The sequence below is a fragment of the Chryseobacterium sp. GTID13 genome (assembly GCF_056172655.1).
In genome coordinates, this window is sequence record NZ_JAOCMB010000002.1 from 657,650 (window position 1) to 683,527 (window position 25,878).

A 25,878-nucleotide genomic window follows, 5' to 3' on the forward strand; every position below is an offset into this window, starting at 1 on the left:
AAGATTAGCAATTGCTTTAATGCTGGGCGGAAGTCTGTTTATTAAGGCACAAATAGGAATCAATATGTCTGCTCCGGAAGGAATTCTTCATGTGGACGGGCAGAAAAATACTGTTCCGGCATCACCGGCGAGCTACTATGATGATGTGGTGGTGACCTCTTCGGGAAATATGGGAGCCGGAACAAAATCACCAAAAACCAGACTGGATCTACGCTCCGATGAACATCTGAATGCCTTAGGTATTGGCGGAACTTCACAAACGGCATCTGCAGCAAAAGCAGGTGCGATGAGGTATAATTCCGGAACGCAGGATATGAGTTACTCGGATGGATCTTCATGGGTTACATTGGCCCATAAAGCACCCAATGATTTTGTGGATGCAGAAAATTCTTCGTCACAGAGTTTTACAAACGGGACACAGACGGCCCTTACGAACTGGACAAAAAAGACAGATGTTAATGGGAGTTTTAATGCCGGAACGGGAGTTTTTGTTGCCTCCAAAACAGGAATATACATTGTTTCTTTTACATTTTCACTGGCTTCGGGAACTATTGCCAATGATTCACGCTATGAAACACTGATTCAGACGAATTCAGCTTCTTCAGCAACAAATAAGGTGTTCAAATGTGTGGGAAGCTATCCGGGAACCAATTCGCTTTCCAACCGTGTGGCAGGAGGCTGTTCGGGGATTTTTAACCTTAATCAGGGGGATAATATCACGGTAAGCCTGAACCAGGCTTTAGGAACTTCAAAAACGCTGGATACGGATGGTTCACTGACTTCCCTAAGTATTTTCGGATTATAAAAACAGGAATGATGAAAAAAAGATATTTATTAATAATTTTAGCATTGAGCTTTAATTTTACCTTTTCACAGGTGGGAATCAATACCCCAAACCCAAGAGGAATTCTTCATACCGATGGCCAGAAAGATAATCCTTCGTCAGGAACTTCATTTACACCTGCTCAGCAGGGTAATGATGTTTTAATTACCAGTGAAGGAAGGATGGGAGCGGGAACACACAACCCCGCAGTGAAAGTAGATGCCAGGAATTCCGGAAACGGGGCAATTGGCTTTGGAACTTCTACCCTTACAGCAGCGGCTGCGGATGAGGGAGCGGTGCGTTACAATTCCGGAATGGAGTATTCCAATGGCAGTCAGTGGCTTCCTCTCCTTACTGCACAGCCGGCCGTTAGTAAGGTGATTGTTATTGCGGCAAAAACGGACAATACGGTAAAGCTGGTTACACCTTCTGCGGCTACGACCACAGGACTGCAGAACCGGGCAAGTAATTACCTGGTAGGCTGGACGAAAACTTTTGAGAGCAATTCCGGAACCAGTTTCAATGCTTCAACGGGAATTTTCACAGCCCCACGGAATGGGGTGTATGTTGCTACTTTTACCACAGACCTGGCTCCGCTTGCCATTAATTATACAACAGACCCTTTAAACCCAATCCAGATAGAAGCCATCTGGCAGCTTTACGATAATACAACGGGTCTACTTTCCACAAATATTGTAAACACTGTAAAATGTGTCAATACCATGTCTTCAAACAGCAACGGGAATATTGATGCGGGAAGCAACTGTACGGCTTCATTTTATATGACCACGGGACAACGCCTGATGCCTTATATCTGGTTTAATCTGAACGGATTAGCTACGGCAGGTTTTTCACTGAATAATACAGGAGGATATAATAACCTGACTATAGCGGAACAGTAATCAGGAAATTCCTTCAAGTGCTTTGATGAATGCGGAAGGGTGCATTCCCGTAATTTTTTTGAATTCAAGAGAGAAAGCACTGTGGGAGGAATAGCCGGTAATCTCAGCGAGGTGGTTGATCTTGTATTTGCGGAACTGAGGTTCAATCTTTAATTGATCAACTACATAATTGATCCTCAGGTGATTGATGTATTGATTGAAATTGAAATTTTTATGCTTTTTAATAACTGCAGATAAATACTTTGTGTTCACGTTCAGTGCATTAGATAAATTATAACGTGAAATATTTTTTTGTTAAAGTCAAAGTTCTCTTCAAAGGCTTTTAATCCTGCAAGAATATGTTCTTCAGTTTCGGGGGAAATTTTAATGTCGGCTGTAATATTGTTCCCGGAATGATCTTCGGTTTCCTGAAGGTCTTCTTCATAAGCAACAGGGGTAATTCCCTGCTGATAAATCTGGGCAACAGATCTTTTGTGTTTTTTTCTCAGGCTGAACATGTTAAAAATAACTGCTCCCAGGACGATGAGAAGAATGATGCAGGTGATAATCAGACCTTTGGAGAGGCTGTGACTTTTAACCAGCTGCCGGTCGAAGTTTTCTTCCTTGTGGCTGAGGGTTGCATTCACAGCCATTTTCTGGTTGTAGGCAATACTGTCCTTCAGTTCAAGATTCTTCAATTTATATTTCTGAACATTTTGAAGGTCATTCAGTTTGGTATAGGCCTCTTCCAGGTTTTTTGTAATTTCTATTTTCTTTTCGTTAAAGCCATACCGACTGGCAATTTTTAAAGCCTTCTGATAATACAAAACAGCGCTGTCCTGCTTATTCTGCCGGGAAAATGAAAACCCTATATCGTGAAGAATATTGGATTTCAGATAATAATTATCATTCCCAACCAGGGCGAGAGCTTTCACAAAAAAAGACTTAGCTTCATCAAATTTTTTGATTTCCGATAAATTATACCCCAGATTGGTGTAAGCAGAAACCAGGAGTTCGTTCCGTCTCGGAATATTTTTGATCTGCTGAAATTCCCGGACTGCATTTTTAGAGTAAAGTTCTTTCTTCTGGTATTCATTCTGATTCAGAAGTATGAGAAAAGAATTATAAATCATTCCTTTCAGTTCGTGTCCTTCATCAGTGTTTTCATTTTTTATTTCAGACAGGCCTTTATTCAGGCTTTGGGAGGCTTCTTTCAGCAGTCCCAGCTTTGCATACTGTGTTCCCAGCATTCTGTAGGCGAGTGCTTTTCCGGGTGCATAATTGTTCTCAGAAGAAATTTTCAATGCTTTTTCTGCGAAATCAAGAGCTCCTTTTGCGTCTGATCTTAAATATCTGTTGTAGGATTTCAGATAGTAAGCTTTGGCAATATAATTGGGAACATTTTTCTTCTGTGCAGAGTCTATAATAGCATTCAGGACAATTTCAGAGCTGTCCGGATTTTTGGAGGTGAGTGAGCGGGCATATTGATATTGGTTCTCAAAATCAAATTTTTGAGAAAATAGTGCGCCTGAAAAAATAAAGAAGAGAAAGAATATAATTTTTTCTCCATTTGTGTTTATGTTTACTTTTTTTCGTATTTCCAGTTTCTGGATTTTCCTTCGGCTAACCATTCCAAAGATTGTTCCATTCTCTTATTTCTGGTTGTTTCCGTTTTAGCTTCCGTGATCCAGTTAATGTATTCTTTTCTGAAAGAAGGTGAACCTTTTTCAAACACGGCTAAAGCATTTTTATTTTTTTCCAGGGCATCCTGAAAGTAGTCAGGAACTTCAGTTTCCACTTTAGATGGTGCTGCCTTTTTTACTGTAACTCCCATATCTGTAAGCTCCATCGCTTCAGCAATTGCCTTTTTTAACAGGGCTTTGGAGGGTAGATCTTCAATTTTTGTAATCTTTCCCAGGCTGAACATGGAATTTTTTTCAATATCCCTGGTGATCTCATTCATTGTTTTCATTTCTTTTTCCAGCCAGAACCCGAAAGTGCAGTGCTGTTTGAATGAAGCCATCGCACAGAGGATCTTTCCTTTATAGGTAAAATTCGGAAAGCTCCATTTCATAACTTCTTCTGCATCGGGACAGAATTCATGAACGGTTTCCCGGATATATTGCAAAACAGGTTTTGCGAAATCTTGTGATTTCTCGATATAGGCATCTATTTTAGGACTGTATTTTTCCATTGTTTTTACTGAAATAATTGTACGGTTTCGTTGACAAGAAATCTTACCTGATCCGGCCTTCCCCTGTCATTTTTTGGATTATTCTTATAGCTTCCGGTTCTTACGATAACCATATTGTGTTCCGGAACCATGATGATATATTGTCCCTGCAGACCCAGAAAGTAATAATGTTTAATGGGATTGTCATGATTGATCCAGAGGCCCATTCCGTAGATTTCTTCGGATTTTTGAGTAGGCGTTCTCATCTGTTCGATAAAATCCGGATTGAAGATTTGCCTTTCGCCTACTTTTCCGTTATCCAGAAATAACTGTCCCAACCTGGCAAAATCCCTTGCGTTGGAATGGATGCAGCAATAGGTTTTTTCCATTCCGTAATTATCTGTGCTCCATGTGGCATTCTGTTCCATTCCCATCGGAATCCAGAATTTCTCAGATAAATAGCTAGCTAATGTTTGGTTAAGGGCTTTTTTCAAAGCAAATCCGAGAAGCTGTGTAGATCCGCTCTGGTATTCAAATCTGGTGCCGGGCTCTTCTTTAAACCTTCTGGAAAAGGTAGCTTTTACAAGACTTTTTCCATAGTAGGCTTTTGCATTGGGCAGAAAGGGGTTGCTGTAATTTTCATCCCAGTCAAGTCCTGCTTCCATCTGGGCCAAATTTTTCAGAGTGACATTACATCCGAATTCTTTCTCTTTGAATTCAGGATAAAAGTCAGAAAGTTTTTCATCAATATTTTGGATGATTCCCTCTTCCAGAGCTTTTCCCAACAGCATGACGGTAACTGCTTTTGCCATAGAAAAAGAATTGGTGCCGGAAAGCTGGTTATATCCGTCCCAATACTGCTCATGAAGGATTTTTCCGTTTTTTATCACCACAAAAGCAGCTGTTTTGGAATGTTTTAGATTCTCAATCATATGTTCAGGCAATTCCTTATGATTGTATTCGGGATCTTCCGGCCAGAGTACCGGTTCTTTCGTAGCGATGAGGTTTCCCGGAAACAGGTTCCCGTCGTCGATATTAGCGCTTAATTTGCCTTTGAGATAGGTTTTGGAAATTCCGCTGAATAAATAATCGTATCCCAAAAGATAAATTGCAGCTGCCCCTGCGGCTGCTCCGCCTATTACATATTTTAATGCCTTCATATAATCATGAGTATCAGTCTCAAACAAATTTAAAATAATTTTGATAAGAAAATAAGAAAGGAACAGTAAATAAACTATTTTTGCGATTAATGATGAAAATATGGCCAGAAAATTTATTGTATTTATATTTTTCATTTTTTCAGTGACGGCAGCAGCCCAGACCTATAAAATGATCGACACCGCAGACTATCTGCAGAGAAAGGAATTTTTGAAAAGTTTTGCCGGAAATAATGAGATTTTTATTAAAAAATTAAAATCACAGTACTCGGGGAAGACAAGTTCAGAATTGTCCAGGATTTATAAAGAATTCGGAACCGATTTCGAAAAGCAGGTAAAAAATAAAGATTTTATCTTCAAGTCTGAATTTGAAAATGAAATAAAAAGCCTGATCCAGCGCCTCAGAAAAAGCAATCCAAATATTCCCCAGGACCTGAAAATCCTGGTAGCAAGAGATAATACGCCCAACGCTTACTGCCTTGCGGACGGAACTTTTGTAATTAATATGGGATTATATAATTGGCTGAACAGTGAAGACCAGGTTGCAGCAGTCATTACCCACGAATTAGGGCATAAGATTGATGAGCATTCGCTAAAAACATTTTTAAGCATCATTGAACAGAATGAGATGGATAAAATGACTGTTCAAAACCTGAAAGAAACAACGGTAAAACGCAGCCAGAGCCAGAATCAGAAGGCTTTTGACATTCTTAAAAACCGTGCTTATAAAAAAGGAGTGGAAAGAAGAAAACAGGAAATGAAGGCAGACTCACTGGGTTATGTGATTTTTAAAAACAGTGATTTTAAAAAGGGTGAATTTGTTAATGCCCTTCAGCGGCTGCAGGATTTTGACACCATTTCTCCCCGCGAACTGAAGGTGGAAACTTATAAAAAGCTTTTTGACCTTCCAAAGCAGGCTTTCAATGAAAAATGGATGAAAAAGGAGGATTTTTCGCTGTACAATTATAATTTTTATAAAGAAAAGCTGGACAAGGACTCTCTGGCATCGCATCCCGAAATATCCCGCAGAATCGAAAACCTTAAAAAAATCTTTACAGAGCTTAAAAAGACTGAGGAACCGGAAAAAGCTTCTGAAACTTTTACAGCATTGAAGAAAACAGCCCGGATGGAAATTCTTCCCAATTATTTTCATTCCGAAGATTATGGGCTGGGAATCTATGCCTCCATGCAGTTTCTGCAGGATGGTGAAGAGGAAAAATATTATAAGGGCTGGCTGGGTAAATGTTTTGCTAAAATATATGAGGCCCGGAAAAATTATAACCTGAACCGCTATCTGGACAGGATAGAGCCTAAAAACCAAAGTGAGAGTTACCAGCAATTCCTGAACTTCATGTGGAATTTAAGCCTTGACGATATCAAAAATATAGCAGATTTTTACCAGACCGGCTACCCAATAAAAGAATCCTGATGCATCATCAGGATTCTTCTTTTTTCTAGTAGTTTAGTTTTTCTAAACGGATCTTATTGAATTTTTCTTTTTCGTTATACTCACGGAGAAGAATATAGCCTTCTTTTCCAACGTATGGGGTAACGGCATAATTGTCTTTCTCGGAAATAGGGATAATTTCCTGCTTGAACTTTCCGTCAATAACCGTGTTGATGAAAAGGTTCCATTTTTTCTGTCTGGTGACTTCGTCTTTCTGGTAATCGCGGTAGAAGAAAACGACATCTTTCCCGCCGTTGAGGTATTGGGAGAAAAGGTAATCGCTGTTGAACCATTTTGTTTTTTCTTTTTCAAAAACCTGAACATTTTTGATCTTGAAATCTTTATCGGTGTAAATATAAACAAGATCGGTGGTTTTAGGGGCGCTGTATTGGCCTTCCGGTTTGTATTTTTCAGTAAGAATTCCTACGCTTCCGTCATTCATAAAGTACATATCCTTGGTCTGAAGCATGTATCCGTTTTCCACTATGCCACTGGTATTGATTTTTGGAAGAAAAGTTTTAAGATCTGGAACAAAATTGATCCAACGGGTATCTACGGTAAAGTCTGTTTTGTTAACCATCATTCTTGCATATCCAATAGTTTCAAACTTGTCAAGATTTCTACCTAACAGAACAACTTTGTCGTCAAAGGTTTTGTCGTTATCAAGTCTTCCATATGAGTCAATATTATCAAGGGTATTGTCTGTTAAAGTACCTTTAATGGGTTTGTTAGAGGCTTCCTTTCCGGTTTTCATATCAATGACAAGAAGACTGAATGCATTTTGCCCGTCGTTTACTTTTTTCATGATACAGTACATATAGTTCTCATCCCTTTCCAGGATGGATAATGTGGTGAATACTTTTTTATTCCCGTCCGTATTGTATTTGTACCTCCAAAGCTCTTTTTTATTATCATCGAATTTAATGATGCTGTTGCTGTTTATATATTTTCCGTAGTCTTTGTATTCTATGGCAAAATAACCACCTTCCTTTACTTCTCCCACCGCCGAAACATAGTTATAGCCCTTTTCTTTTTTCTCATCACGGTTTTCTTTGCGCTGTGCTTTCCAGTTTTTAGGCTCATTGATTTCTTTGAAAGTGCCATCTTCAAGATAATCATAGTAGACTTTTCTTTTAATAGTATTGGTTTTCGGATCTATTACCATAGAAACGGGAGTGAAGATTTCCCTGTTTTTTACCAGGGAATAATCCATCATCGATGGCTTTAAAATAATTTGTCCTTTAAAATCTACATAACCGAGGTAAGAAGCTGCTGTAATATCTCCTTCAAATTCTTTATTGGCAACCGGATTGAGGTTTTTATCAAGAATTACATATTCGAATTTCTTGGTCTTATCACCGGTTTTTCCGTAAGAATAAAGAGACACATAGCCGTAAAGGTTGTCTTTATCATCAAACAGGGCATTCATTCCCACATGGTCGCCGGCAGCAAGGGTGGTGAGGTCCTGGGTCTGTGAATAGATCATCATTTGTACCAGGCCAAAAACCAGTAAACTTATTTTTTTCATGTTTATAATTTTGCCAAAAATAACAAATTATAGCATATGCAGGTTAAGTTTCATTTTCTTTGAGAAAATTTCAGATAAATTATAAAAATAGATATTGTTTATTTAATGAAATGATGATTTGCTGTCTTTTTAATTACCTTAAAAAAGAAATCTGCGTAATCTGCTAAATCTGCGAGAAATTTTTAATGCTCGCAGATTTAGCAGATTACGCAGATGTTTATGTTTGTAAGTAAGCAATAAAAAAGCCCCGAAACTGGGGCTTTAATCTATATTTTAGAAAGTAAATTTCTGAAATTCGTTTTCTCGTCGATAATCCTTCTCAAATCTGAAACAGAAACTCTTTCCTGCTGCATCGTATCCCTGTCTCTAATGGTTACTGTATGATCCGTTAAAGAATCATGGTCGATGGTAATACAGTAAGGAGTACCGATGGCATCCTGTCTTCTGTAACGTTTCCCGATGGCATCTTTTTCTTCATAGAACAGGTTGAAATCGTATTTCAGGTCGTTGAAGATTTTTTCTGCATATTCAGCTAAACCGTCTTTTTTCATTAACGGAAGGATAGCAGCTTTGATCGGAGCCAATGCAGGAGGTAAAGACAATACTGTTCTTTCTGAACCGTCTTCAAGCGTTTCATCTTTCAGACAGTGAGCAAATATAGAAAGGAATAACCTGTCTAAACCTACAGAAGTTTCCACTACATAAGGAACATAGTTTTCGTTTCTTTCAGGATCGAAGAATTGAAGTTTTCTTCCTGAATATTCTTCATGAGCTTTTAAATCAAAATTAGTTCTGGAGTGAATACCTTCCAGTTCCTTAAACCCGAACGGGAAGTTGAATTCAATATCTGCAGCAGCATTCGCATAGTGAGCTAATTTTTCATGATCATGGAATCTGTAATTTTCATTACCTAATCCAAGCGCTAAATGCCAGTTCAGACGTTTTTGCTTCCAGTTTTCGTAGAATTCAAGTTCAGTTCCCGGAGCCACAAAAAACTGCATTTCCATCTGCTCGAATTCACGCATTCTGAAGATAAACTGTCTGGCAACAATTTCATTTCTGAAGGCTTTACCAATCTGGGCAATACCGAAAGGAAGCTTATGACGTGAAGTTTTCTGAACATTTAAAAAGTTCACGAAGATACCCTGAGCTGTTTCCGGTCTTAAATAAAGATCCATTGCAGAATCTGCGGAAGCACCCAATTTAGTTCCGAACATCAGGTTAAACTGTCTTACCTCCGTCCAGTTTTTAGAACCCGTATCAGGATCAGCAATTTCCAGCTCTTCAATTAAAGCTTTTACATCAGCAAGATCTTCATTTTCAAGGGATTTTGCCAGTCTTGAAAGAATAGCCTCTCTTTTTGCTCTGTATTCAAGAATTTTTGGATTCGTTGCAACAAATTGATCTTTATCGAAGGCATCACCGAATCTTTTCGCCGCCTTTTCAATTTCTTTATTCTCTTTGTCTTCAATTTTAGCACAGTAATCTTCTACCAAAACGTCTGCTCTGAAACGTTTTTTAGAATCTTTATTGTCAATCAATGGATCGTTGAAAGCGTCTACGTGGCCCGATGCCTTCCATGTGGTAGGGTGCATAAGGATCGCCGAATCAATGCCGACAATATTTTCGTTAAGCTGTACCATAGCTTTCCACCAATACTGTTTGATATTGTTTTTTAATTCGGCACCGTTCTGTCCATAATCATAAACAGCGGATAAACCGTCATAGATCTCACTGGAAGGGAAAATAAATCCGTATTCTTTAGCGTGAGAAATCACTTTCTTGAAAACATCTTCTTGCTTTGCCATAATTTTTTTACGTCTGATGTGCAAAAATAGTGAAAAAGCCGGAAGTTGAGGATGGAAGATGGAAGTTTTTATGTACATGGTAATTAGGAGCCGGGAACCTGCTTTCGCTACTCGCTTTTTCTGGATTTGGGTTGCGGCGGCGGAGCCGCTGCAACCCAAATCCAGAAAAGAGCTCAGACATACCGCTCAATCAGGGCTAAATCAATCAGAAATCTCTACTTTTGCTCCATGTTAGAAATTCTTTATCGCGATGAACATCTTATTGCTATCAATAAACCGAGCGGACTACTGGTTCATAAATCTTTTTATTCGGGGAGGCAGATACATATGCCATCCAGGAACTGAGAAAGCAAATAGGGCAAAAAGTTTATCCGGTGCATCGTCTTGACCGAAAAACTTCGGGCGTTTTACTGTTTACTTTAAACAAAGATACTCTTCGGGTTATGAGCGATAGATTTGCGGCAAAAGAAGTTGAAAAGAAGTACTTAGCCATTCTCCGAGGTTGGACGAAAGAAGAAGAAACAATTGATTACGACTTGATTAATGAAAACGAAGTCAAGCAAAATGCAGTCACTTATTATCGTCGTTTGCAGACTTCAGAAATTGATTTACCTTTCTTAAAGCACCAGACTTCCAGGTATTGTTTAGTGGAAGCTATTCCTGAAACGGGACGATTTCATCAGTTAAGAAAACATTTCAAACATATTCTGCACCCGATCTTAGGCTGTCGCAAACATGGTTGTAACAAACAAAATAAATTGTGGCTGGAAACATTTGGCATTAATAAAATGACGCTTCATGCCCATCAATTGATTTTTAATCATCCTGTTTCTAACGAAAGAATTACGGTAAATGCTACTATAGATGAAGAGTTCAAAAGAATAGGAGATATCCTGAATTTTGATTTGAGCTCATATTCTTAATAATCTAAATTGATGTTACAATTATGCGGATTTACATTTATAGATGTTGTATATAAAATGCATTTTGATAAAATATCACAGGTCAACTAAAGATTAATTTTAAATTGAGTATTTTTGTAAAACTTTTTTCAATGTACAAAAGTATCATCAGACCCATTCTCTTCAAATTTGATCCCGAAGAAGTTCATCATTTTACATTTTCAATGCTTAAAAATTTTGGATTTCTTACTAAGCTGTTTTTACCCAAACCTATTGAAGACAAGCGTCTGGAAAGAGAAGTTTTCGGATTGAAATTTAAAAATCCTGTAGGACTCGCCGCAGGTTTCGATAAAAATGCTGTTTTATTTAATGAATTGGGCGACCTGGGCTTCGGATTTGTAGAAATCGGGACGGTAACTCCAAGAGCCCAGGCTGGAAATCCTAAGAAAAGATTATTCCGTTTAATTGAAGATGGTGGAATTATCAACAGGATGGGGTTCAATAACGACGGTTTGGAAGCAGCGATCGGGAAACTGAAATCCAACAAAGGAAAAATAATCATCGGTGGAAACATCGGAAAAAATACCGATACAAAACCGGAAAACTATACCCAGGATTATCTGGACTGTTTTGAAGGTCTTCATCCCCATGTGGATTACTTCGTCCTCAATGTAAGCTGTCCGAACGTAGGAAGCCACGCCAAGCTGGAAGATGTTGAATACCTGCGTGAACTAATTACTGAAGTTAAGAAAATCAACCAGTCAAAAGCTGTACAGAAACCAATATTACTGAAAATCGCTCCGGATTTGAATAATAATCAATTAGATGAAATTATAGAATTGATCGATGAAACAAAAATCGATGGAATTGTAGTTTCTAATACCTCTGTCAACAGAGAAGGTCTGAAAACTTCCCTGAGACTTTAGCAGAGATCGGAAACGGTGGTCTAAGCGGAAAGCCGATCCGTGAAAGAAGTACAAAAATGATAAAATATCTATCTGATAAAAGCAACAGGGCTTTCCCGATTATCGGGGTAGGAGGGATTCATTCTGCAAAAGATGCCATGGAGAAACTGGATGCCGGAGCAGTTCTGGTACAGCTTTACACCGGATTCATCTACGAAGGTCCGGAACTAATCAATGAGATCAATAAAGAGCTTTTAAAAAGAGCCACTAGGCTTCCAAGATAAAACAAAAGAGAGTTGAAAAGCTCTCTTTTTATTTTGTTTTTATTACAGAAGCATTGTTTACATCAACTGTAAGAGTATAAGCAGGAGAAGTGGTGGTTTTGCTGATCTTATACTTTAATATTTTCCGGTCTTTAGATTTTGTCTCAGTTGTGTCGTAGATGTTTTGAAGGCAGCTTTCGGTCAGGAACTCCTCATAGTTCTTATAGTTCCAGTCTTTAGTAAAATACAGAACTCTGTAGCCTTTTTCGCCTTCACTTGCCCCGCACATTCCGCATGCGTTGAAATTAGACATATGTTCAAAATATAAAAGAACTCTGTTTCCTGCGTTGTCGGATTTATAGGATATTAATTCATTACCGCCATATCGGTCTATGAAATCATACGTGTTTATTTTCCTGTTGTCAGGGAGAATCAGGTAATTATTAAACCTGTAAATCATATTATCCAGAGTAAATAATTTGGCAGCATAAGTTTTATCTTTCAAATGGAAATTTCCGGTAATTTCTGTATGCAAATCTTCATTGGTAAAGTCAAAAGCCTCTTTAGGTTTCAACGTTTGTGCGATACTGTCTGTTTTTTCAATCAGCCGGGGAGAAGTAATCTTTTCCTGAAGTATTTTAAAACTTTGCTTTTGTTTGCTTCCGAAATTGTAGAGGTATAGTTTACCATAATCGTAAATTCCGGACAAAGAAATCTTCTTCTGATGCTTGTCATAATAATACCAGCCGTCTACAAAATGCTGGTATTGACTGCAATCTACAATTCCGGTGTAATTTAATTGCATGGTAATCGGTATTCCTGCAATTTCTCCTTTGAAAACCTGCGAGGAATCCGTTACTTCCTTAAGTTCAACTTTCTGACAGAGAAAAAATGTTAAGCTTAAGGAAAATAATAAAGTCAAAATTTTTTTCATGGTTGGTAGTAGTTTTTATTGAGTTTTTCAGAGAAAGAAATGAGCTATCGTGTAAATAATCAGCCCAACCAGCCCACCGACCAAAGTTCCGTTTACCCGGATAAACTGAAGGTCTTTTCCCACTTCCAGTTCCATTTTTTCACTCAATTCCTTACCCTGCCAGTTTCCTACGGTAGAACTGATGAGGTTACCGAACTGATGGGTGTTTTTAAGAATACATTTGTAGGCCGTTACCCTTACCCAATGGTCTATTTTATTCTGAAGGTTTTCATCCGTTTTTAAATTTTGGGAAAACTCATTCAGGTTTTTGCTGAGATAGCTTTTTAAAGAAGACTGGTCATCCTGTAATTCCTTCATCAATGTTTTTTTAATGGAAATCCAGATATCGCTGGAATACTCTTCCAGTTTATCACTTTTCAGGAGACCGTTTTTAATGTTTTTAAATTCTTCGTCCCATTTCGGATCTTCTTTCAGATCTGTAGAAAATTCATGGATTTTCTGGGTAACAAGGTTCCGGATTTCATGCTCCGGATCTTCTTCAATTTCTTTAAAAAAATCAGAAAGCCCGCTGGCAATTTTATCAGCGATCTTATTATCAACGAAAGCCGGAATAAAGGAATAGCTTCCTTTTTGCACACGCTCTTTGATCATTTCATCATTCTCAATAATATAATCTTTAATCTGTCTGGAAAGATTGGTCACCATTCTCTGGTGATCATTTTTTTCCAGAATATAATTGATTCCGTTTCCGACTACCTTATTAAGCTTGATATCATCCGTCATTTCGGACACTTTCTTGCTGATGAACTGGCTTACGGAAGTATCATCAAGTTTATTGAGGATATCCAAAACAATATCCGAAAGGTTTCTGATCAGAATATCCTGGTTTTTCTCTTTACCCAGCCATTCCCCTACAAAATTGGAAATTTTAAGCTTTTGAATGTAGGGACGTATATTTTGCGGAGAAAGAAAATTGCTCACTACAAAACTGCCGAGATTGTCGCCAAGCCTCTGTTTACTGTTTTCAATGAGGTTGGTATGAGGGATAGGAAGGCCCAACGGATGCCGGAACAAGGCAGTTACTGCGAACCAGTCTGCAAGCGCTCCTACCATTGCCGCCTCGGAAAAGGCCCTTACGTAACCCAACCAATGAGAAGGGTTAGATTTTTGAAGTAAGGTAGTGGCAATGAAAATAACAGCCATCAGAATAAATAATCCGGTGGCAAACATTTTATATTTTCTCAGCTGTTTTCTTTTGGCTTCATCATTCATATTCTCAAATTTACTAAATTTGGTTGTGAACTTATGATTTATTCTAACCACGAAAGTCACAAAACTTTATTTAAATACTTTCCTGAAAAACAGTAAGGTCACAGAGATTTTCATAAAAACTTAAGTGAACTTCTGGTGCGTGATGTATTTTAACTTAAAAGAACGTAAGTGTTTAAAAAACTTTTGTGGTTTTATTCTTAAACATATCAAAAATATTTAAAATAATTCTATGGAAAACCAAGCAAAAAACAATCCATACTATTCAAGAACCGATACTACGAAACTTAACATTTCCAATGATGAGTGGAAAAAGATCCTTGCTCCGGACCTGTATGCGATTGCCAGAGAGGCAGCTACGGAAAGAGCATTTACCGGAAAGTATAATGAATTCGATGAAACCGGTGATTATTACTGTGCAGTTTGTGGAAACCATCTTTTCCGTTCCACTTCAAAATTTGCCAGCAGCTGCGGATGGCCAAGCTTTTTCGAAGCGGACAAGGAAGGTGTTTATTATAAAAGAGATACCACCTATGGAATGGAAAGAGTGGAAGTTCTCTGCAAACGCTGTGATTCACATCTTGGACATGTTTTTGACGACGGCCCGAAACCAACAGGATTACGTTATTGTATGAATTCTGTAAGCCTCGAATTTGTTGGCGATTCTGAAAAATAAACGGTCTTTAATTCACGAAATCAGGACGTTAAAGTTTCTTAAATTCAGTTAAACTTTGTAGACTTATAAGGGTCTGGTAATTATGTTTTTATAATTTTGCCTCACTAATTTGGAATTTAATAGTATTGAATGAAAGGAATTTATAGTGTATTGGGCCTGTTATACTTGGTCACGACTTCATTCTATCTTTCGCCCAAAAAGGATGTAAAGAGTGAGAATGTCAACACAACAAAAATTGAAAAAGCAGCAGACACGAAATCTGGGAAGACCGCTTCTACCGCATCTTCATCAGAAGAATTGTACAAATCAATTCAATTTGAACCTGAGCATGAACTGAATTACGAAGTTTTTGCCAAAGCATTAACAGGTTTTGAAAATTTAAAAAAAGCAGGATTACTGAACCCGGAGTCGCATTTATTGACTATCTGCGATTTTTCTATGTCTTCGAATACAAAAAGACTTTGGGTGATTGATACCAATGAGAAAAAGGTACTGTTCAATTCACTGGTAGCACACGGAAAAAATACAGGCGAAGAATTTGCGACGAATTTTTCTAACACGGAAAGTTCGCTGCAGAGCAGCTTAGGATTTTATATCACGGATGCCACTTACCAGGGAGACAACGGATATTCTTTGAAACTGTTGGGGATGGATAAAGGCTTTAATGATGCAGCGTACAGAAGAGCAATCGTAATGCACGGGGCAGATTATGTAAGTGATGATTTTGCAGCAATGCACAAAAGAATCGGAAGAAGCTGGGGATGTCCTGCAATACCTAAGGCATTGACGCAGCCGATCATTAATACGATAAAAGGACGAAACTGTCTTTTCATCTATTATCCGGATCAGAATTATTTGTCTTCTTCAGAGTGGCTGAAGTCATAATGATCTGAAATGGAAGATTCTTCAGAGTTTATTTCTGCTGTCAGGCTGACGAATAATTCCGATGGAACATGTACGTTCGAAAAAGGGAAAATTCCGACCCTAAAGCCAATGAATACAACCACTTTTTGGATAAGCAATACCGTTGAGGAATGGGAAAAAGTAACCCATCCGGCTCCAAGAAGGCAATATGTTGTAACATTAAAAGGCAATATAAGATTCAGGGTAAGTAATGGTTCTACGTTTCTTATTGAACCGGGGATCATTTTGCTTGCTGAAGATACTAAAGGAGAAGGACACAGCTGGGATATAATAGAAGGGGATCAATGGGAAAGGCTTTATATTCCGATCGCTGACCATGCGGAGGATTATTTTATTGCTGATACCAGGTAGGAAATTTATTTCATTACCGGGATCAGTAATAAAATGGAAAAGCAGTCAATTTTGACTGCTTTTTTTATTTGATTTAGCTGAATTTCTTGAAAACCAGAGTGGCATTGTGCCCCCGAATCCGAAAGCATTGCTTAAGGCAAAATTAATATCCTTTTCTTTAGCTTCTCCGAAAACAATATTCACATCTTTAGGAATGTTCTCATCAATACGGTGAAGATTGATGGTAGGTGGAATAATTCCTTTTTCGACAGCTTTAATGGAAAGGATAGCCTCAGCAGCACCTGCGGCACCCAATAAATGCCCCGTCATAGATTTCGTTGCACTAATATCAAGATTTTTGCTTCCTCCGAACAATTTGCTGATTGCATTCAGCTCGATCACATCTCCAATCGGTGTAGAAGTGGCGTGGGGATTAAGATAATCAATGTCTTCTGTATTGGCACCGGCCTCTTTCATGGCTAGCTGCATTGCTTTAATGGCACTTATGCCGTCCGGATGGGGTGCGGTCATATGGTAAGCATCGGCAGTCATAGCAGCTCCGGCCAGTTCCGCATAGATTTTAGCACCTCTTGCTTTTGCGTGTTCGTACTCTTCAAGAACAAGGGCACCTGCACCTTCACCCATTACAAAACCATCTCTTTCTGCATCATAAGGACGGCTTGCGGTTGCAAAATCATCATTCCTAGTCGACATCGCCTTCATTACCGAAAACCCGCCTATAGAAGCAGGTGTGATAGCCGCTTCAGAACCTCCACTGATAATCACTTTGGCTTTGCCCAGACGGATATAGTTGAAGGCATCCATCAAAGCTGTATTTCCTGTTGCACATGCTGAAATGGTGGTATAATTAATCCCCTGCAGGCCGAATTTCATAGAAATCATTCCCGAAGCCATATTGGCAATAAATTTAGGAACGAAGAAAGGGTTGAATCTAGGGGTTCCGTCTCCGTCTGCAAAATTCATGACTTCTCCTTCAAAGGTTACCATTCCGCCCTGTCCGGTTCCCCAGATTACTCCTGTATCAAAAGGATCCATTTTTTCCAGTTCAAGTCCGGAATCCTGAATAGCTTCGGTGGAAGCGTACATAGCATATTGCGAAAATAAGTCGCTTCTTTTTATTTCATTGTGGGTCAGGTGAACTTTCGGATCAAAGTTTTTTACTTCACAGGCAAAGTGCACTTTAAATTTCTCTGAATCAAAATGAGTAATTAAACCCGCTCCGCTGACACCGTTAATACTGTTTTGCCAAAAATCTTCGACATTGTTCCCCAAAGGCGTTACTGCGCCCAGTCCTGTAATGACAACTCTTTTCATATCTAGTTATTAATTTTGAATAGATTGGAGGTTCCCCTGGCAATCAGTCTTGTTTTGTCTGCATTCCATATTTCGCATTGTGCATTCACAAATTGCCGGCCTCTTTTTATAATTTTCGTTTCGGCTACAATATTATCATTTTCTTTTGCAGTTGAAAAATAATCGATCACATTATTGATGGTTGTTATGAAAGAATTTTCATTCAGAGAGAACATGGTGGCTCCGATAATATCATCAACAATGGCTGCTGTTACCCCGCCATGTAGGTTTCCGATAGGATTAAGCCATTCAGATCTTACTTTATATTGAAACTCCAGGTGTCCTTCTTCTGCGGAAAGAACGATGGGATTGAGCCACTTCATAAACGGTGATGGCGACTGATCGAATTCCTTTCCGATGAATTGCTGCAGTTGTGCTAATCTGTCCATATTATTTGTTTATTTTTCTAAAATCATAGTAACGCCCTGTCCCCGTGCGGCACAGATCGAGATAAAGCCTTTCCCGCTTCCTTTTTCGTGGAGAAGTTTGGCCAGAGTTCCGATAATTCTTCCGCCTGTTGCTGCAAAAGGGTGAGCAACGGCCAGGCTTCCGCCTTTTACATTCAGTTTATTTCTGTCAATTTTGCCCAATGCTTTTTCGAGACCGAATTTTTTAGCCAGATCATCGTTTTCCCAGATCTTGATAGTAGCCAGAACCTGTGCCGCAAAGGCTTCATGAATTTCATAATAATCAAAATCCTCCAGCTTCATTCCAGCTTTTTTAAGCATTCTGTCGGCAGCAAAAACCGGGGCAAGAAGAAGGTTTTGTTTATTTTCAACATATTCTATCCCTGCTACTTCTGAAAATGTAATGTAAGCTAAAACAGGAAGATTATTGGCTTTGGCCCATTCTTCACTGGCCAGCAGAACGGCAGATGCCCCATCTGTAAAAGGAGTTGAGTTTCCGGCAGTCAGGGTTCCGTTTTCCTTATCAAAAGCAGGTTTCAATTGGGACAGCTTTTCAAGACTGGTATCTCTCCGTAGATTATTATCTTTATCTAGGCCGAAAGCGGGGATGATCATATCGTCGAAAAATCCCTCATCATAAGCCTGAGCCATGTTTTTGTGACTTCTGAAAGCCAGCTCATCCTGCTCCTCACGGGAAATCTGATAGTATTTTGCTGTGATTTCTGTATGACCACCCATTACCAGGCCTGTTTTCGGTTCCTGCCCTTTATAGGGAACAGGCATCCAGTCCTTTAGTTTTGGGCTTAAGAGCTGTTTTAGTTTTCCAAATACTGATTTTTCCTTGTTGGCTTTTAATAATGCTTTTCTCAATCTCGGCGCTGATTCGAACGGAATATTGCTCATGGCTTCAACTCCGCAGGCGATTCCGCTTTCGATCTGTCCTAAAGCAATCTTATTTCCAATGTACACTGCTGCTTCAATTCCTGTGTCGCAGGCCTGCTGAAGATCACATGCAGGTGTTCCCGGATCAAGTGCAGTATTCATTACGGTTTCCCGGATGAGGTTGCTTTCTGAGATGTGCTTGATAACGGCTCCTCCAGCTACTTCACCAAGAAGTTTTCCCTGTAAATGGTACTTGGAGATCAGCCCGTTAAGGGTTGCTTCCAGAAGTTCCTGGTTATCCAGGTCTGCATAAGCGGTATTGATTCTGGCGAAAGGAATTCTGCTGTATCCTACGATGGCCACTTTTTTTGTTTCCATAATGAAAATTTTATGATGGAAGTATTTTTAGTTCTTTGTCGATCATAAATGCTATTTTGTTTAGGGCGGTGTTTAAATACCTTTCATCTCCTGTTGTTTTGGAGAGGAGTATTCCGCCTTCTATAAGCATAATGAAGAGCGATCCGTATTCATCAGCATGAATATCCGGATGTATTTCTCCGTTTTCCTGCCCAACAATAATGACGGCTGTTATTTTTTGAATCCAGCTTTCAAAAGACAGGGTTACCTGTTTTTTCAGGTCAGGAAAAGTATCATCAGCTTCTGTGGCTGCATTCATCAAGGGACAGCCCCCGCCTTCGAATACTACTTTCCAGTTTTTCCGGTAAAAACTGACAATTGCATGTAGTTTATCTATAATAGTCACAAATTCATCGCCGAAAGATCTCGTCATGTTTTTTGCCTGCAGTGCAGCATTATACTTATAAACCTCGAGGGCAACTTCGTCTTTATTTTCAAAATTTCCGTAGATGCTTCCCTTCGTGAGACCCGTAGCTTCCGAAATGTCAGATAAAGACGTAGACATATAGCCTTTGGTATTAAACAAAGAGGCTGTTTTTTCAATAATGAACTGTCTGGTTTTCTCTGCTTTTGACATTGAAGTATTTTAATTCAATACAAATATACAAAAAATATACCGATCGGTATATTTTATTTTGAAATTGCTCGCCTTGCCTTAATAGGTATATTGTTGAAAAGGTTCTTCCACAAAAGGAACAAGAGTTTTAAAACGCTTAATTTGAAATAAAGTTTAAAATCATTCTGTTAAGAAGATCACTTAAGTTTATGAAAATCTCTGATTGTTTTTAATTGGAGGATTTCTAATTAAATCTGTGAAATTCGCGTAATCTGCGGGGAAAAATAAAACCATTAAGAAAATTTAAGCAGTGAAAAATAGTTAAGAATCCGCCAGCGGATGTAAGATGTTTATGCCCTAAAATATCATTTGATATTCTACTTAACTTTCCGTGATCCTTAAAAAACTTAATGGTTTAGGTAAACTCTGATAGAATTAAGCTAAAGTAGCGTTCAAAGTAATTTCAAAATTAAAAGCGGCACTTACCGGGCAACCTTCTTCAGCTATTTTTGCATATTTCTGGAATTCTTCTTCAGAAAGTCCCGGAACTTTTGCAGTAAGAGTCAGCTCGGATTTGGTGATTTTTCCGATGCTTGGATCAAGGGTGATCACAGAAGTTGTTTTTAATTCTTCTGGAGTGAAACCGGCCTGTGAAAGCTCGGCACTAAGCTTCATCGTAAAGCATCCTGCGTGTGCTGCTGCGAGCAATTCTTCAGGATTTGTTCCCACACCGTCTGCGAAACGGCTGTTGAAAGAATACTGAGTTTCGTTTAAAGTTGTACTTTGAGTAGTTAAATGTCCTTTACCTTCTTTGATGTTACCGTTCCAAACGGCTGTTGCGTTACGTCTCATAATGTTTGGTTTTTTTATTATTTAATATGTTGATTTTGATGATACAAAGATATGTCGGTTCTTTGCCTGATTCAATAGATAAAAAGGATTAAATATTGTACTTTTTTCCCGAATGATAATTTTTTTGAAATTGGCAGGGGTATTTCCTGTTTTATTGGTGAAAAGACGGTTGAAGTAGGCCGGATCTTCATAGCCTAGATCATAGGCGATTTCTTTAACGGGTTTATCTGTATAAAAAGAAGTCTCTTGGCTTCCAGTAGGATCCTGTTGATGATCAGCTGATTTGGGGAGTCCAGGTTCAGGCTTTTAAATTTATGGGTTAATGTTTTGGGAGCCAGATGAAGAAGTTCGGCATAATCTGACACATTGTGTTTTTGCCTGAAATGAATTTCCAGATACCTGCTGAAATCTCTGAACACCTCCAGCTCACTGCCGGGAATTTTTACAGTATTATTGTTGAGGTGCTGCTTTTTCCAGTTTCTGGTGGCACGGATGATGATCTGCTTTACATACGTCCTGATCATTTCCTCGGCAGAAGAATCTTTCCATTCCAGCTCATCCTTTATATTTCCGAATAAGTTTTTAATTTCGGATGTTTCCTTATCAGTAAGTTCTACGAAAGGAATTTCAAATACGTTGTGAAAAAGAAGCCCGTCGCAGGCTACCTCTTTATCATGAATCTGAATGCAGTAAAAATCCCGGTTGTAGTACAGCAGCATGGAGTCTTCTTTTCCATTTTCTATTTTCAGGTGCTGGCTGGTAAGAAAAAATAAGGAAGGTACAGAAACTTTATAATGATTAAAATCTACAGTAAGTTCATAGCCCGCGGGGATGAAGAGGATTTTAATATCATATCTGAATTTATTCCCATTGATGGTTTCCAGATTTTCTTCGGAGAAAATTTCAATTCCGAGTTTTTTGTAGTGGTCTTCAAAAATAAGTTGCTCCTGCATACTTTTACTTTAGTCTAAATATACAAAAGAATAATTTATCATTAATAAGTAACCGTCTTCCCAAAAGTTCGGCTATATTACCTGTCAGAAATTTTTTAAAACAGATATTCCCTTTTTTTCATCTTTTTTAATGAAAAAATAAAAAAAATCTAAAAATTATATATTAGTTGTTGGGTTTTTTATCAAATTTGTAAAAAATACTGTATTGAATTATAACTTTAATTTCTTCAAAAATTAGATGAGCAAGCTAGAAAATATTTTGAGAGAAATAACGCCATTATCTCCCGAGGACAGTTTTCTTGTGTTTGACCGGATCAAGGCATCTTTTGATTTTCCTTATCACTATCATCCGGAGATTGAAATCAATTTTATCAGCAAAGGAAAGGGTTACCGCAGAATGATTGGCGATCATACCGGTGAAATCGGCGACATTGAACTGGTTTTGGTAGGGCCTAATCTTCCGCATTGCTGGGCCAATTACAGATGCAAAAACCGGAAGACCCATGAAATTACGGTTCAGTTCAATCAGGACTTTTTTAATCAGTCTATGATGGATAAAAATATTCTGAAACCTATCAGTAATCTGATGAAAGAGTCTATCCGGGGAATATTGTTTTCCCAGGAAACGGCAGAAAAGCTTAAAGATTCTTTTTTCAACCTGTCCAAAATGAACAGTTTCGAATCTTTTATCGAGATCATGAAGATTCTCAACGAGCTGGCTGTTGCAGAGGACAAGACACTTTTATCTTCCTACAGTATAGAGCTGGAAACCTTTGCGGATAATGATAAAATGAAGATTGTTCATGATTTTGTCCATAAAAACTTTGAAAGCAAAATAACCCTTCATGATGCTGCATCCCTTATTAATATGAGCAGTGTGACTTTCAACAGGTTCATCAAAAAAAGAACGGGTAAGACTTTTGTGAATTACTTAAATGAGATCAGGATCAGTTACGCTGCACGCTGGCTGATGGAAAAAAACCTCACCGTTTTTGAAACTGCCTTTGAGGCCGGCTTCAATAATATAGCCAACTTTAATAAAGTTTTCAAATCGATCAAAAAAACAACTCCTACTGAATTTAAAGAACTTTTTAAAGGGGTGAAAAAAATAGAGTAATATGTTTATTGAAATAGGCATTTTTTGTAATAAGATCCGGGTAGTTATATCCGGATTTTTTTATGTTATCCAATGTATTTTAATCAAAATATGCAAAAAAAGCATTATATGACACGTGATAAAATATACAAGAAATTTACACTATTTCATTGATAATCAGTTGATAAATGCGGTGTTTTTAAAGCATGTGAAAAAATAATATCGTTTTATGATAAAATAGCATTATATCTGGCTGTCAACAAAATTTAGATTTGCTAATATGAATTAAATCTTAACAAAACTTTAATTATTTGATGCAAATGTTGCTGAAAAATGAAGATAAATATCATTTTGAAATGTATACAATATTTAAAGCGATGTAATTGATTCTCAAATAAATCTTAATAAAACTAACCTTATGAGAAAAACTGTTATACCGGTTTTATTAGCTATTTCTTTATCTGCCTACGCACAGGAAACAAAAACGGCAGATACTGCTAAAACAACCAAAATAGAAGAGGTGGTTGTTACTTCTTTGGGGATAAAAAGGCAGGTACGGTCCTTAACGTACTCCAGCCAGCAGATAGGAGGGGATGAGCTTACAGAAGTAAAAACACCCAACCTTTTGAATTCAATCAACGGAAAAGTTTCCAATGTACAGATTAATAAGACCAATGGTGGTGTAGGAGGATCCGTGAGGGTGGTGATGAGAGGAGATAAATCTACAAGAAACAGCCAGCCGTTGTATGTAATTGATGGAATTCCCATCATTAACAACACAAAGGGACCCAATGTAGACTTTTTTGCTTCCATGCCGGATACCGGAGATGTTTTAAGTACAATCAATCCTGAAGACATTGAAAGCATCAATTTCCTTAAAGGTGCTTCAGCTGCGGCATTATACGGTGCTGCGGGAGGTAACGGTGCCGTTTTGATTGTAACGAAAAAAGGAAAAGCGGGTAGAAGTAAATTATCTTATACAACAAGTTTAACTCTTGATCAGGCGTATAGCCTTCCTGAATTGCAACATAGCTATCTTCAGACTATTCCTTACGACCGAGCAGCAGGACAAACGGGTTCTCAGCAGAGCTGGGGCGCGAAAGGAGCCTCAAAAGATTATCTGAAAGACTTTTTACAGACCGGAACTACATGGGTCAACAATCTGTCATTCCAGTCAGGAAATGAAAAATCCAATAACTTTTTCTCTATAGGAAATACGACAAACAAAGGAATTATTCCTACATCAGTATTTGATCAGTATAATATTAATTTCAGGAATTCAAGTAAATTCCTTGATGATAAGCTGACGCTTGATGCCAACTTCATGGGATCTTTACAAAACAGCAAAAACAGGCTGACTCCGGGTTCCTATTACTCCCCGCTTGTAAATCTGTATTGGCTGCCGAGAGGTGTTGATTTCGATCAGTTCAGCGGATCAAACTATGCATATCAAAATAATAACAGACTGCTTCCTGCCCAGAATTGGTGGGCAATAAAACCAGACGGAAGCTTTAGCGTGGAATCTCAAAACCCGTATTGGATTCTTTACAAAAACCCTGTAACGACAAAGAATAAAAACCTTTACAGTGCAGCGACATTGAGCTATCAGATCAATCCTTGGTTGTCGGCAAGGGTAAGAGGGAATTACAACTATACCACCTCAGACAGCCAGCGTAATGTGGCCGTTTATTCATTACCTGTTTTGTTGGGAGGAAATGATAATGGTAAGATTTACAAAGATGTGATTGAAAGTACATCTACTTACGGAGATGCATTATTAATCGGAAGCCCGAAAATTACCGATGATATTTCTTTGGATTTTACGGTGGGTGGAAGTATAAATACACAAAGATATGAGTCAAGCAGCTTAGAGAATAACCTTTTGGTAATTCCTAACCTGTTTGAATTGAATAATTTACAATGGCCGGGCCAAAATGGAAATGGAGTGAGCTATGTAATTTACAGAACAAAAAAACAGACCCAGTCCGTCTTCGCCAGTGCCAACTTAGGATATAAAAAATTCTTATATCTGGATCTTACCTTCAGAAATGACTGGGATTCAACACTGTCAGGAACAGGCAGAGTTTCTTTTGATTATGAATCGATTGGTTTCAATGCCATCTTATCAGAAATCTTTAATATTTCAGAATCCATCAATTTCTGGAAAGTGAGAGCTTCTTATGCAGAAGTTGGAAACGGACTGTATTCCAACCTGACAGCTCCTAATATTTACCGTTACCAGGTAAATGCTGGGACTATGATTACGCCTAATTCATCACCCGTTACCAACCCGGAATTTTCTGAACTTTTTGCGAAACCGGAACTTAACAAAACTTTTGAGGCAGGAACAGAACTTAAACTTTTAAATAACCGTTTAAGCTTTGACTTCACGTATTACAATTCCGTAGTGTCCAACCAGCTTTTGCAGGCAGTGGAAATATCTTCCAACTTAGGATTTGGAACCGGAAGATTTGATGTTAATGCCGGAAAAATTCAGAATGTAGGATTTGAATCCAGCTTATCCTATAAAGTATTTGCGGGAAGCAAATTTGACTGGACAACTACAATAAATGCTTCCGCCAATAAAAATACCATTAAAGAACTTTTCCCATCCAGATTACAGATTCCTGCAGACAAAACCTTTGTGCTTACAGGTGGAGGATACAACAGGTTAAAAGTAGGAGGGTCCTTCGGTGATATTTACGGATCAGTATTCAAAAGAGACGGTCAGGGAAGAATCATTGTAGATGCAGACGGAGTTCCGTTAAGAGATGAGAACCAGGTTCAGTATCTTGGAAATCCTAATCCTAAGTTTATCCTTGGGTTTAATAACTCTTTCAATATCGGAAAATTAGGAATCAGTTTCCTTATTGACGGAAAATTTGGTGGAAAAGTATTAGGCTACACCCAGGCTAAAAATGATCAGTATGGAGTAAGCAAGGCTACTGCGGATGCCCGTGATAACGGAGGTGTATCCATTCCAAATGCAGTTTACGAAAACGGGACTCCTTATACAGGATTGACTGATGCTGAAAAATACTATTCTAAAGTATCAGGGTCTATTGATGAACCATACATGTATAAAGCAACAGCCGTACGTTTGAGACAGGCTTCAATTTCCTATACATTTGGCGTAAATTCAAAATATATGGAAAATGCAACGATAAGTTTAATCGGAAGCAACCTGTTTTTCTTTTATAAAGATGCTCCGTTTGATCCCGAGCAAGTATCAGGAGTTAATCCTGGGGGTGTAGGTATCGATATGTTCGGAATGCCGATTACCAGATCAGTTGGTCTGTCATTAAAAGCTAACTTCTAATT

At 38.3% G+C, this 25,878-nt stretch carries 23 protein-coding genes and 2 pseudogenes; 10 read left to right on the plus strand and 15 right to left on the minus strand.

Annotated features, from left to right (window positions below; translation table 11 throughout):
- The first annotated feature begins 19 nt into the window (after nt 1-19).
- Nucleotides 20-805 (plus strand): hypothetical protein, encoded by a 786-nt coding sequence (locus tag N4G44_RS03305; RefSeq protein ID WP_474924606.1) that lies wholly within the window; start codon nt 20-22, stop codon nt 803-805.
- 8 nt (nt 806-813) lie between these two features.
- A complete protein-coding gene (locus N4G44_RS03310) occupies nt 814-1,725 on the plus strand; it encodes a hypothetical protein (protein WP_474924607.1) in 912 nt (303 codons plus the stop codon).
- On the opposite strand, the gene N4G44_RS03315 is transcribed toward N4G44_RS03310, so the two are convergent.
- From N4G44_RS03315 to N4G44_RS03330, 4 genes are read right to left on the minus strand one after another with little or no spacing between them, the layout of a single operon-like run.
- The gene (locus N4G44_RS03315) at nt 1,726-1,977 is read right to left on the minus strand and encodes a helix-turn-helix domain-containing protein (RefSeq protein WP_474924608.1); all 252 of its coding nucleotides are present in this window, start codon (nt 1,975-1,977) and stop codon (nt 1,726-1,728) included.
- Nucleotides 1,978-1,979: 2 nt separating this feature from the next.
- A complete protein-coding gene (locus tag N4G44_RS03320; protein ID WP_474924609.1) occupies nt 1,980-3,335 on the minus strand; it encodes a tetratricopeptide repeat protein in 1,356 nt (451 codons plus the stop codon).
- Complete coding sequence (locus N4G44_RS03325; RefSeq protein ID WP_474924610.1) at nt 3,287-3,898, minus strand: YdeI/OmpD-associated family protein; 612 nt, start codon at nt 3,896-3,898, stop codon at nt 3,287-3,289. Before N4G44_RS03325 ends, N4G44_RS03320 begins: the two co-directional genes overlap by 49 nt.
- Before the next feature lie 5 nt (nt 3,899-3,903).
- Nucleotides 3,904-5,064: a serine hydrolase domain-containing protein gene (locus N4G44_RS03330; RefSeq protein WP_474924611.1), complete on the minus strand. Its 1,161-nt coding sequence runs from the start codon at nt 5,062-5,064 to the stop codon at nt 3,904-3,906.
- A 73-nt stretch (nt 5,065-5,137) separates the two neighbouring features.
- On the opposite strand from N4G44_RS03330, the gene N4G44_RS03335 reads away from it, so the two are divergent.
- Nucleotides 5,138-6,463 (plus strand): M48 family metalloprotease, encoded by a 1,326-nt coding sequence (locus tag N4G44_RS03335; protein ID WP_474924612.1) that lies wholly within the window; start codon nt 5,138-5,140, stop codon nt 6,461-6,463.
- A 25-nt stretch (nt 6,464-6,488) separates the two neighbouring features.
- Here the strand turns inward: N4G44_RS03335 and N4G44_RS03340 are convergent, their stop codons facing one another.
- Together N4G44_RS03340 and N4G44_RS03345 are read right to left on the minus strand one after the other, a co-directional pair.
- Entirely contained in the window at nt 6,489-8,009 is a 1,521-nt protein-coding gene (locus N4G44_RS03340; protein WP_474924613.1) for a hypothetical protein, read from the minus strand.
- Between the two features lie 266 nt (nt 8,010-8,275).
- Nucleotides 8,276-9,817, minus strand: a complete 1,542-nt coding sequence (locus tag N4G44_RS03345; protein WP_474924614.1) for a glycine--tRNA ligase — start codon at nt 9,815-9,817, stop codon at nt 8,276-8,278.
- Nucleotides 9,818-10,191: 374 nt separating this feature from the next.
- On the opposite strand from N4G44_RS03345, the gene N4G44_RS03350 reads away from it, so the two are divergent.
- Both N4G44_RS03350 and N4G44_RS03355 read left to right on the plus strand, forming a co-directional pair.
- The gene (locus tag N4G44_RS03350) at nt 10,192-10,740 is read left to right on the plus strand and encodes a pseudouridine synthase (protein ID WP_474924615.1); all 549 of its coding nucleotides are present in this window, start codon (nt 10,192-10,194) and stop codon (nt 10,738-10,740) included.
- A gap of 131 nt (nt 10,741-10,871) precedes the next feature.
- A pseudogene (locus tag N4G44_RS03355) lies at nt 10,872-11,908 on the plus strand (quinone-dependent dihydroorotate dehydrogenase).
- A gap of 28 nt (nt 11,909-11,936) precedes the next feature.
- Here the strand turns inward: N4G44_RS03355 and N4G44_RS03360 are convergent.
- Together N4G44_RS03360 and N4G44_RS03365 are read right to left on the minus strand one after the other, a co-directional pair.
- The gene (locus tag N4G44_RS03360; protein ID WP_474924616.1) at nt 11,937-12,821 is read right to left on the minus strand and encodes a hypothetical protein; all 885 of its coding nucleotides are present in this window, start codon (nt 12,819-12,821) and stop codon (nt 11,937-11,939) included.
- 27 nt (nt 12,822-12,848) lie between these two features.
- Nucleotides 12,849-14,093: a DUF445 domain-containing protein gene (locus N4G44_RS03365; protein ID WP_474924617.1), complete on the minus strand. Its 1,245-nt coding sequence runs from the start codon at nt 14,091-14,093 to the stop codon at nt 12,849-12,851.
- A gap of 229 nt (nt 14,094-14,322) precedes the next feature.
- On the opposite strand from N4G44_RS03365, the gene msrB reads away from it, so the two are divergent.
- From msrB to N4G44_RS03380, 3 genes are all read left to right on the plus strand, one after another.
- Nucleotides 14,323-14,766 carry a peptide-methionine (R)-S-oxide reductase MsrB gene (msrB, locus tag N4G44_RS03370; RefSeq protein WP_474924618.1) on the plus strand — a complete coding sequence of 148 codons (444 nt, stop codon included), beginning with the start codon at nt 14,323-14,325 and terminating at the stop codon, nt 14,764-14,766.
- 129 nt (nt 14,767-14,895) lie between these two features.
- On the plus strand, nt 14,896-15,651 hold the full coding sequence (locus N4G44_RS03375; protein WP_474924619.1) for a murein L,D-transpeptidase catalytic domain family protein: 756 nt from the start codon (nt 14,896-14,898) through the stop codon (nt 15,649-15,651).
- Nucleotides 15,652-15,660: 9 nt separating this feature from the next.
- Nucleotides 15,661-16,041 (plus strand): cupin domain-containing protein, encoded by a 381-nt coding sequence (locus N4G44_RS03380; RefSeq protein WP_474924620.1) that lies wholly within the window; start codon nt 15,661-15,663, stop codon nt 16,039-16,041.
- A gap of 73 nt (nt 16,042-16,114) precedes the next feature.
- On the opposite strand, the pseudogene fabF reads toward N4G44_RS03380, so the two are convergent.
- The 7 genes and pseudogenes from fabF to N4G44_RS03415 form a co-directional block, all read right to left on the minus strand.
- A pseudogene (gene fabF / locus N4G44_RS03385) lies at nt 16,115-17,355 on the minus strand (beta-ketoacyl-ACP synthase II).
- 2 nt (nt 17,356-17,357) lie between these two features.
- On the minus strand, nt 17,358-17,783 hold the full coding sequence (locus N4G44_RS03390; protein ID WP_474924621.1) for a PaaI family thioesterase: 426 nt from the start codon (nt 17,781-17,783) through the stop codon (nt 17,358-17,360).
- Nucleotides 17,784-17,792: 9 nt separating this feature from the next.
- Nucleotides 17,793-19,061, minus strand: coding sequence for an acetyl-CoA C-acetyltransferase (locus tag N4G44_RS03395; RefSeq protein ID WP_474924622.1), 1,269 nt, complete (start codon nt 19,059-19,061; stop codon nt 17,793-17,795).
- 10 nt (nt 19,062-19,071) lie between these two features.
- The gene (locus N4G44_RS03400) at nt 19,072-19,677 is read right to left on the minus strand and encodes a TetR/AcrR family transcriptional regulator (RefSeq protein WP_474924623.1); all 606 of its coding nucleotides are present in this window, start codon (nt 19,675-19,677) and stop codon (nt 19,072-19,074) included.
- Between the two features lie 414 nt (nt 19,678-20,091).
- Entirely contained in the window at nt 20,092-20,508 is a 417-nt protein-coding gene (locus N4G44_RS03405; RefSeq protein WP_040993352.1) for an OsmC family protein, read from the minus strand.
- A gap of 21 nt (nt 20,509-20,529) precedes the next feature.
- Entirely contained in the window at nt 20,530-20,718 is a 189-nt protein-coding gene (locus tag N4G44_RS03410; RefSeq protein ID WP_474925043.1) for a helix-turn-helix domain-containing protein, read from the minus strand.
- Nucleotides 20,703-21,461, minus strand: a complete 759-nt coding sequence (locus N4G44_RS03415; protein ID WP_474924624.1) for a helix-turn-helix domain-containing protein — start codon at nt 21,459-21,461, stop codon at nt 20,703-20,705. Before N4G44_RS03415 ends, N4G44_RS03410 begins: the two co-directional genes overlap by 16 nt.
- A gap of 238 nt (nt 21,462-21,699) precedes the next feature.
- Here N4G44_RS03415 and N4G44_RS03420 point away from each other — a divergent pair, with 238 nt between their 5' ends.
- Together N4G44_RS03420 and N4G44_RS03425 are read left to right on the plus strand one after the other, a co-directional pair.
- Nucleotides 21,700-22,578: an AraC family transcriptional regulator gene (locus tag N4G44_RS03420; RefSeq protein WP_040993354.1), complete on the plus strand. Its 879-nt coding sequence runs from the start codon at nt 21,700-21,702 to the stop codon at nt 22,576-22,578.
- Nucleotides 22,579-22,975: 397 nt separating this feature from the next.
- Nucleotides 22,976-25,876, plus strand: coding sequence for a SusC/RagA family TonB-linked outer membrane protein (locus tag N4G44_RS03425; protein ID WP_474924625.1), 2,901 nt, complete (start codon nt 22,976-22,978; stop codon nt 25,874-25,876).
- The last annotated feature ends 2 nt before the right edge of the window (nt 25,877-25,878 follow it).

Excerpts from the sequence above, each read along its gene's own strand:
- N4G44_RS03305 (WP_474924606.1), top strand. The coding sequence starts at position 20 with ATGCTGGGCGGAAGTCTGTTTATTAAGGCACAAATAGGAATCAATATG.
- N4G44_RS03310 (WP_474924607.1), top strand. The coding sequence starts at position 814 with ATGATGAAAAAAAGATATTTATTAATAATTTTAGCATTGAGCTTTAAT.
- N4G44_RS03320 (WP_474924609.1), bottom strand. The coding sequence starts at position 3,335 with ATGGTTAGCCGAAGGAAAATCCAGAAACTGGAAATACGAAAAAAAGTA.
- N4G44_RS03325 (WP_474924610.1), bottom strand. The coding sequence starts at position 3,898 with ATGGAAAAATACAGTCCTAAAATAGATGCCTATATCGAGAAATCACAA.
- N4G44_RS03335 (WP_474924612.1), top strand. The coding sequence starts at position 5,138 with ATGGCCAGAAAATTTATTGTATTTATATTTTTCATTTTTTCAGTGACG.
- N4G44_RS03340 (WP_474924613.1), bottom strand. The coding sequence starts at position 8,009 with ATGAAAAAAATAAGTTTACTGGTTTTTGGCCTGGTACAAATGATGATC.
- N4G44_RS03345 (WP_474924614.1), bottom strand. The coding sequence starts at position 9,817 with ATGGCAAAGCAAGAAGATGTTTTCAAGAAAGTGATTTCTCACGCTAAA.
- N4G44_RS03360 (WP_474924616.1), bottom strand. The coding sequence starts at position 12,821 with ATGAAAAAAATTTTGACTTTATTATTTTCCTTAAGCTTAACATTTTTT.
- N4G44_RS03365 (WP_474924617.1), bottom strand. The coding sequence starts at position 14,093 with ATGAATGATGAAGCCAAAAGAAAACAGCTGAGAAAATATAAAATGTTT.
- msrB (WP_474924618.1), top strand. The coding sequence starts at position 14,323 with ATGGAAAACCAAGCAAAAAACAATCCATACTATTCAAGAACCGATACT.
- N4G44_RS03375 (WP_474924619.1), top strand. The coding sequence starts at position 14,896 with ATGAAAGGAATTTATAGTGTATTGGGCCTGTTATACTTGGTCACGACT.
- N4G44_RS03380 (WP_474924620.1), top strand. The coding sequence starts at position 15,661 with ATGGAAGATTCTTCAGAGTTTATTTCTGCTGTCAGGCTGACGAATAAT.
- N4G44_RS03390 (WP_474924621.1), bottom strand. The coding sequence starts at position 17,783 with ATGGACAGATTAGCACAACTGCAGCAATTCATCGGAAAGGAATTCGAT.
- N4G44_RS03395 (WP_474924622.1), bottom strand. The coding sequence starts at position 19,061 with ATGGAAACAAAAAAAGTGGCCATCGTAGGATACAGCAGAATTCCTTTC.
- N4G44_RS03400 (WP_474924623.1), bottom strand. The coding sequence starts at position 19,677 with ATGTCAAAAGCAGAGAAAACCAGACAGTTCATTATTGAAAAAACAGCC.
- N4G44_RS03405 (WP_040993352.1), bottom strand. The coding sequence starts at position 20,508 with ATGAGACGTAACGCAACAGCCGTTTGGAACGGTAACATCAAAGAAGGT.
- N4G44_RS03415 (WP_474924624.1), bottom strand. The coding sequence starts at position 21,461 with ATGCAGGAGCAACTTATTTTTGAAGACCACTACAAAAAACTCGGAATT.
- N4G44_RS03420 (WP_040993354.1), top strand. The coding sequence starts at position 21,700 with ATGAGCAAGCTAGAAAATATTTTGAGAGAAATAACGCCATTATCTCCC.
- N4G44_RS03425 (WP_474924625.1), top strand. The coding sequence starts at position 22,976 with ATGAGAAAAACTGTTATACCGGTTTTATTAGCTATTTCTTTATCTGCC.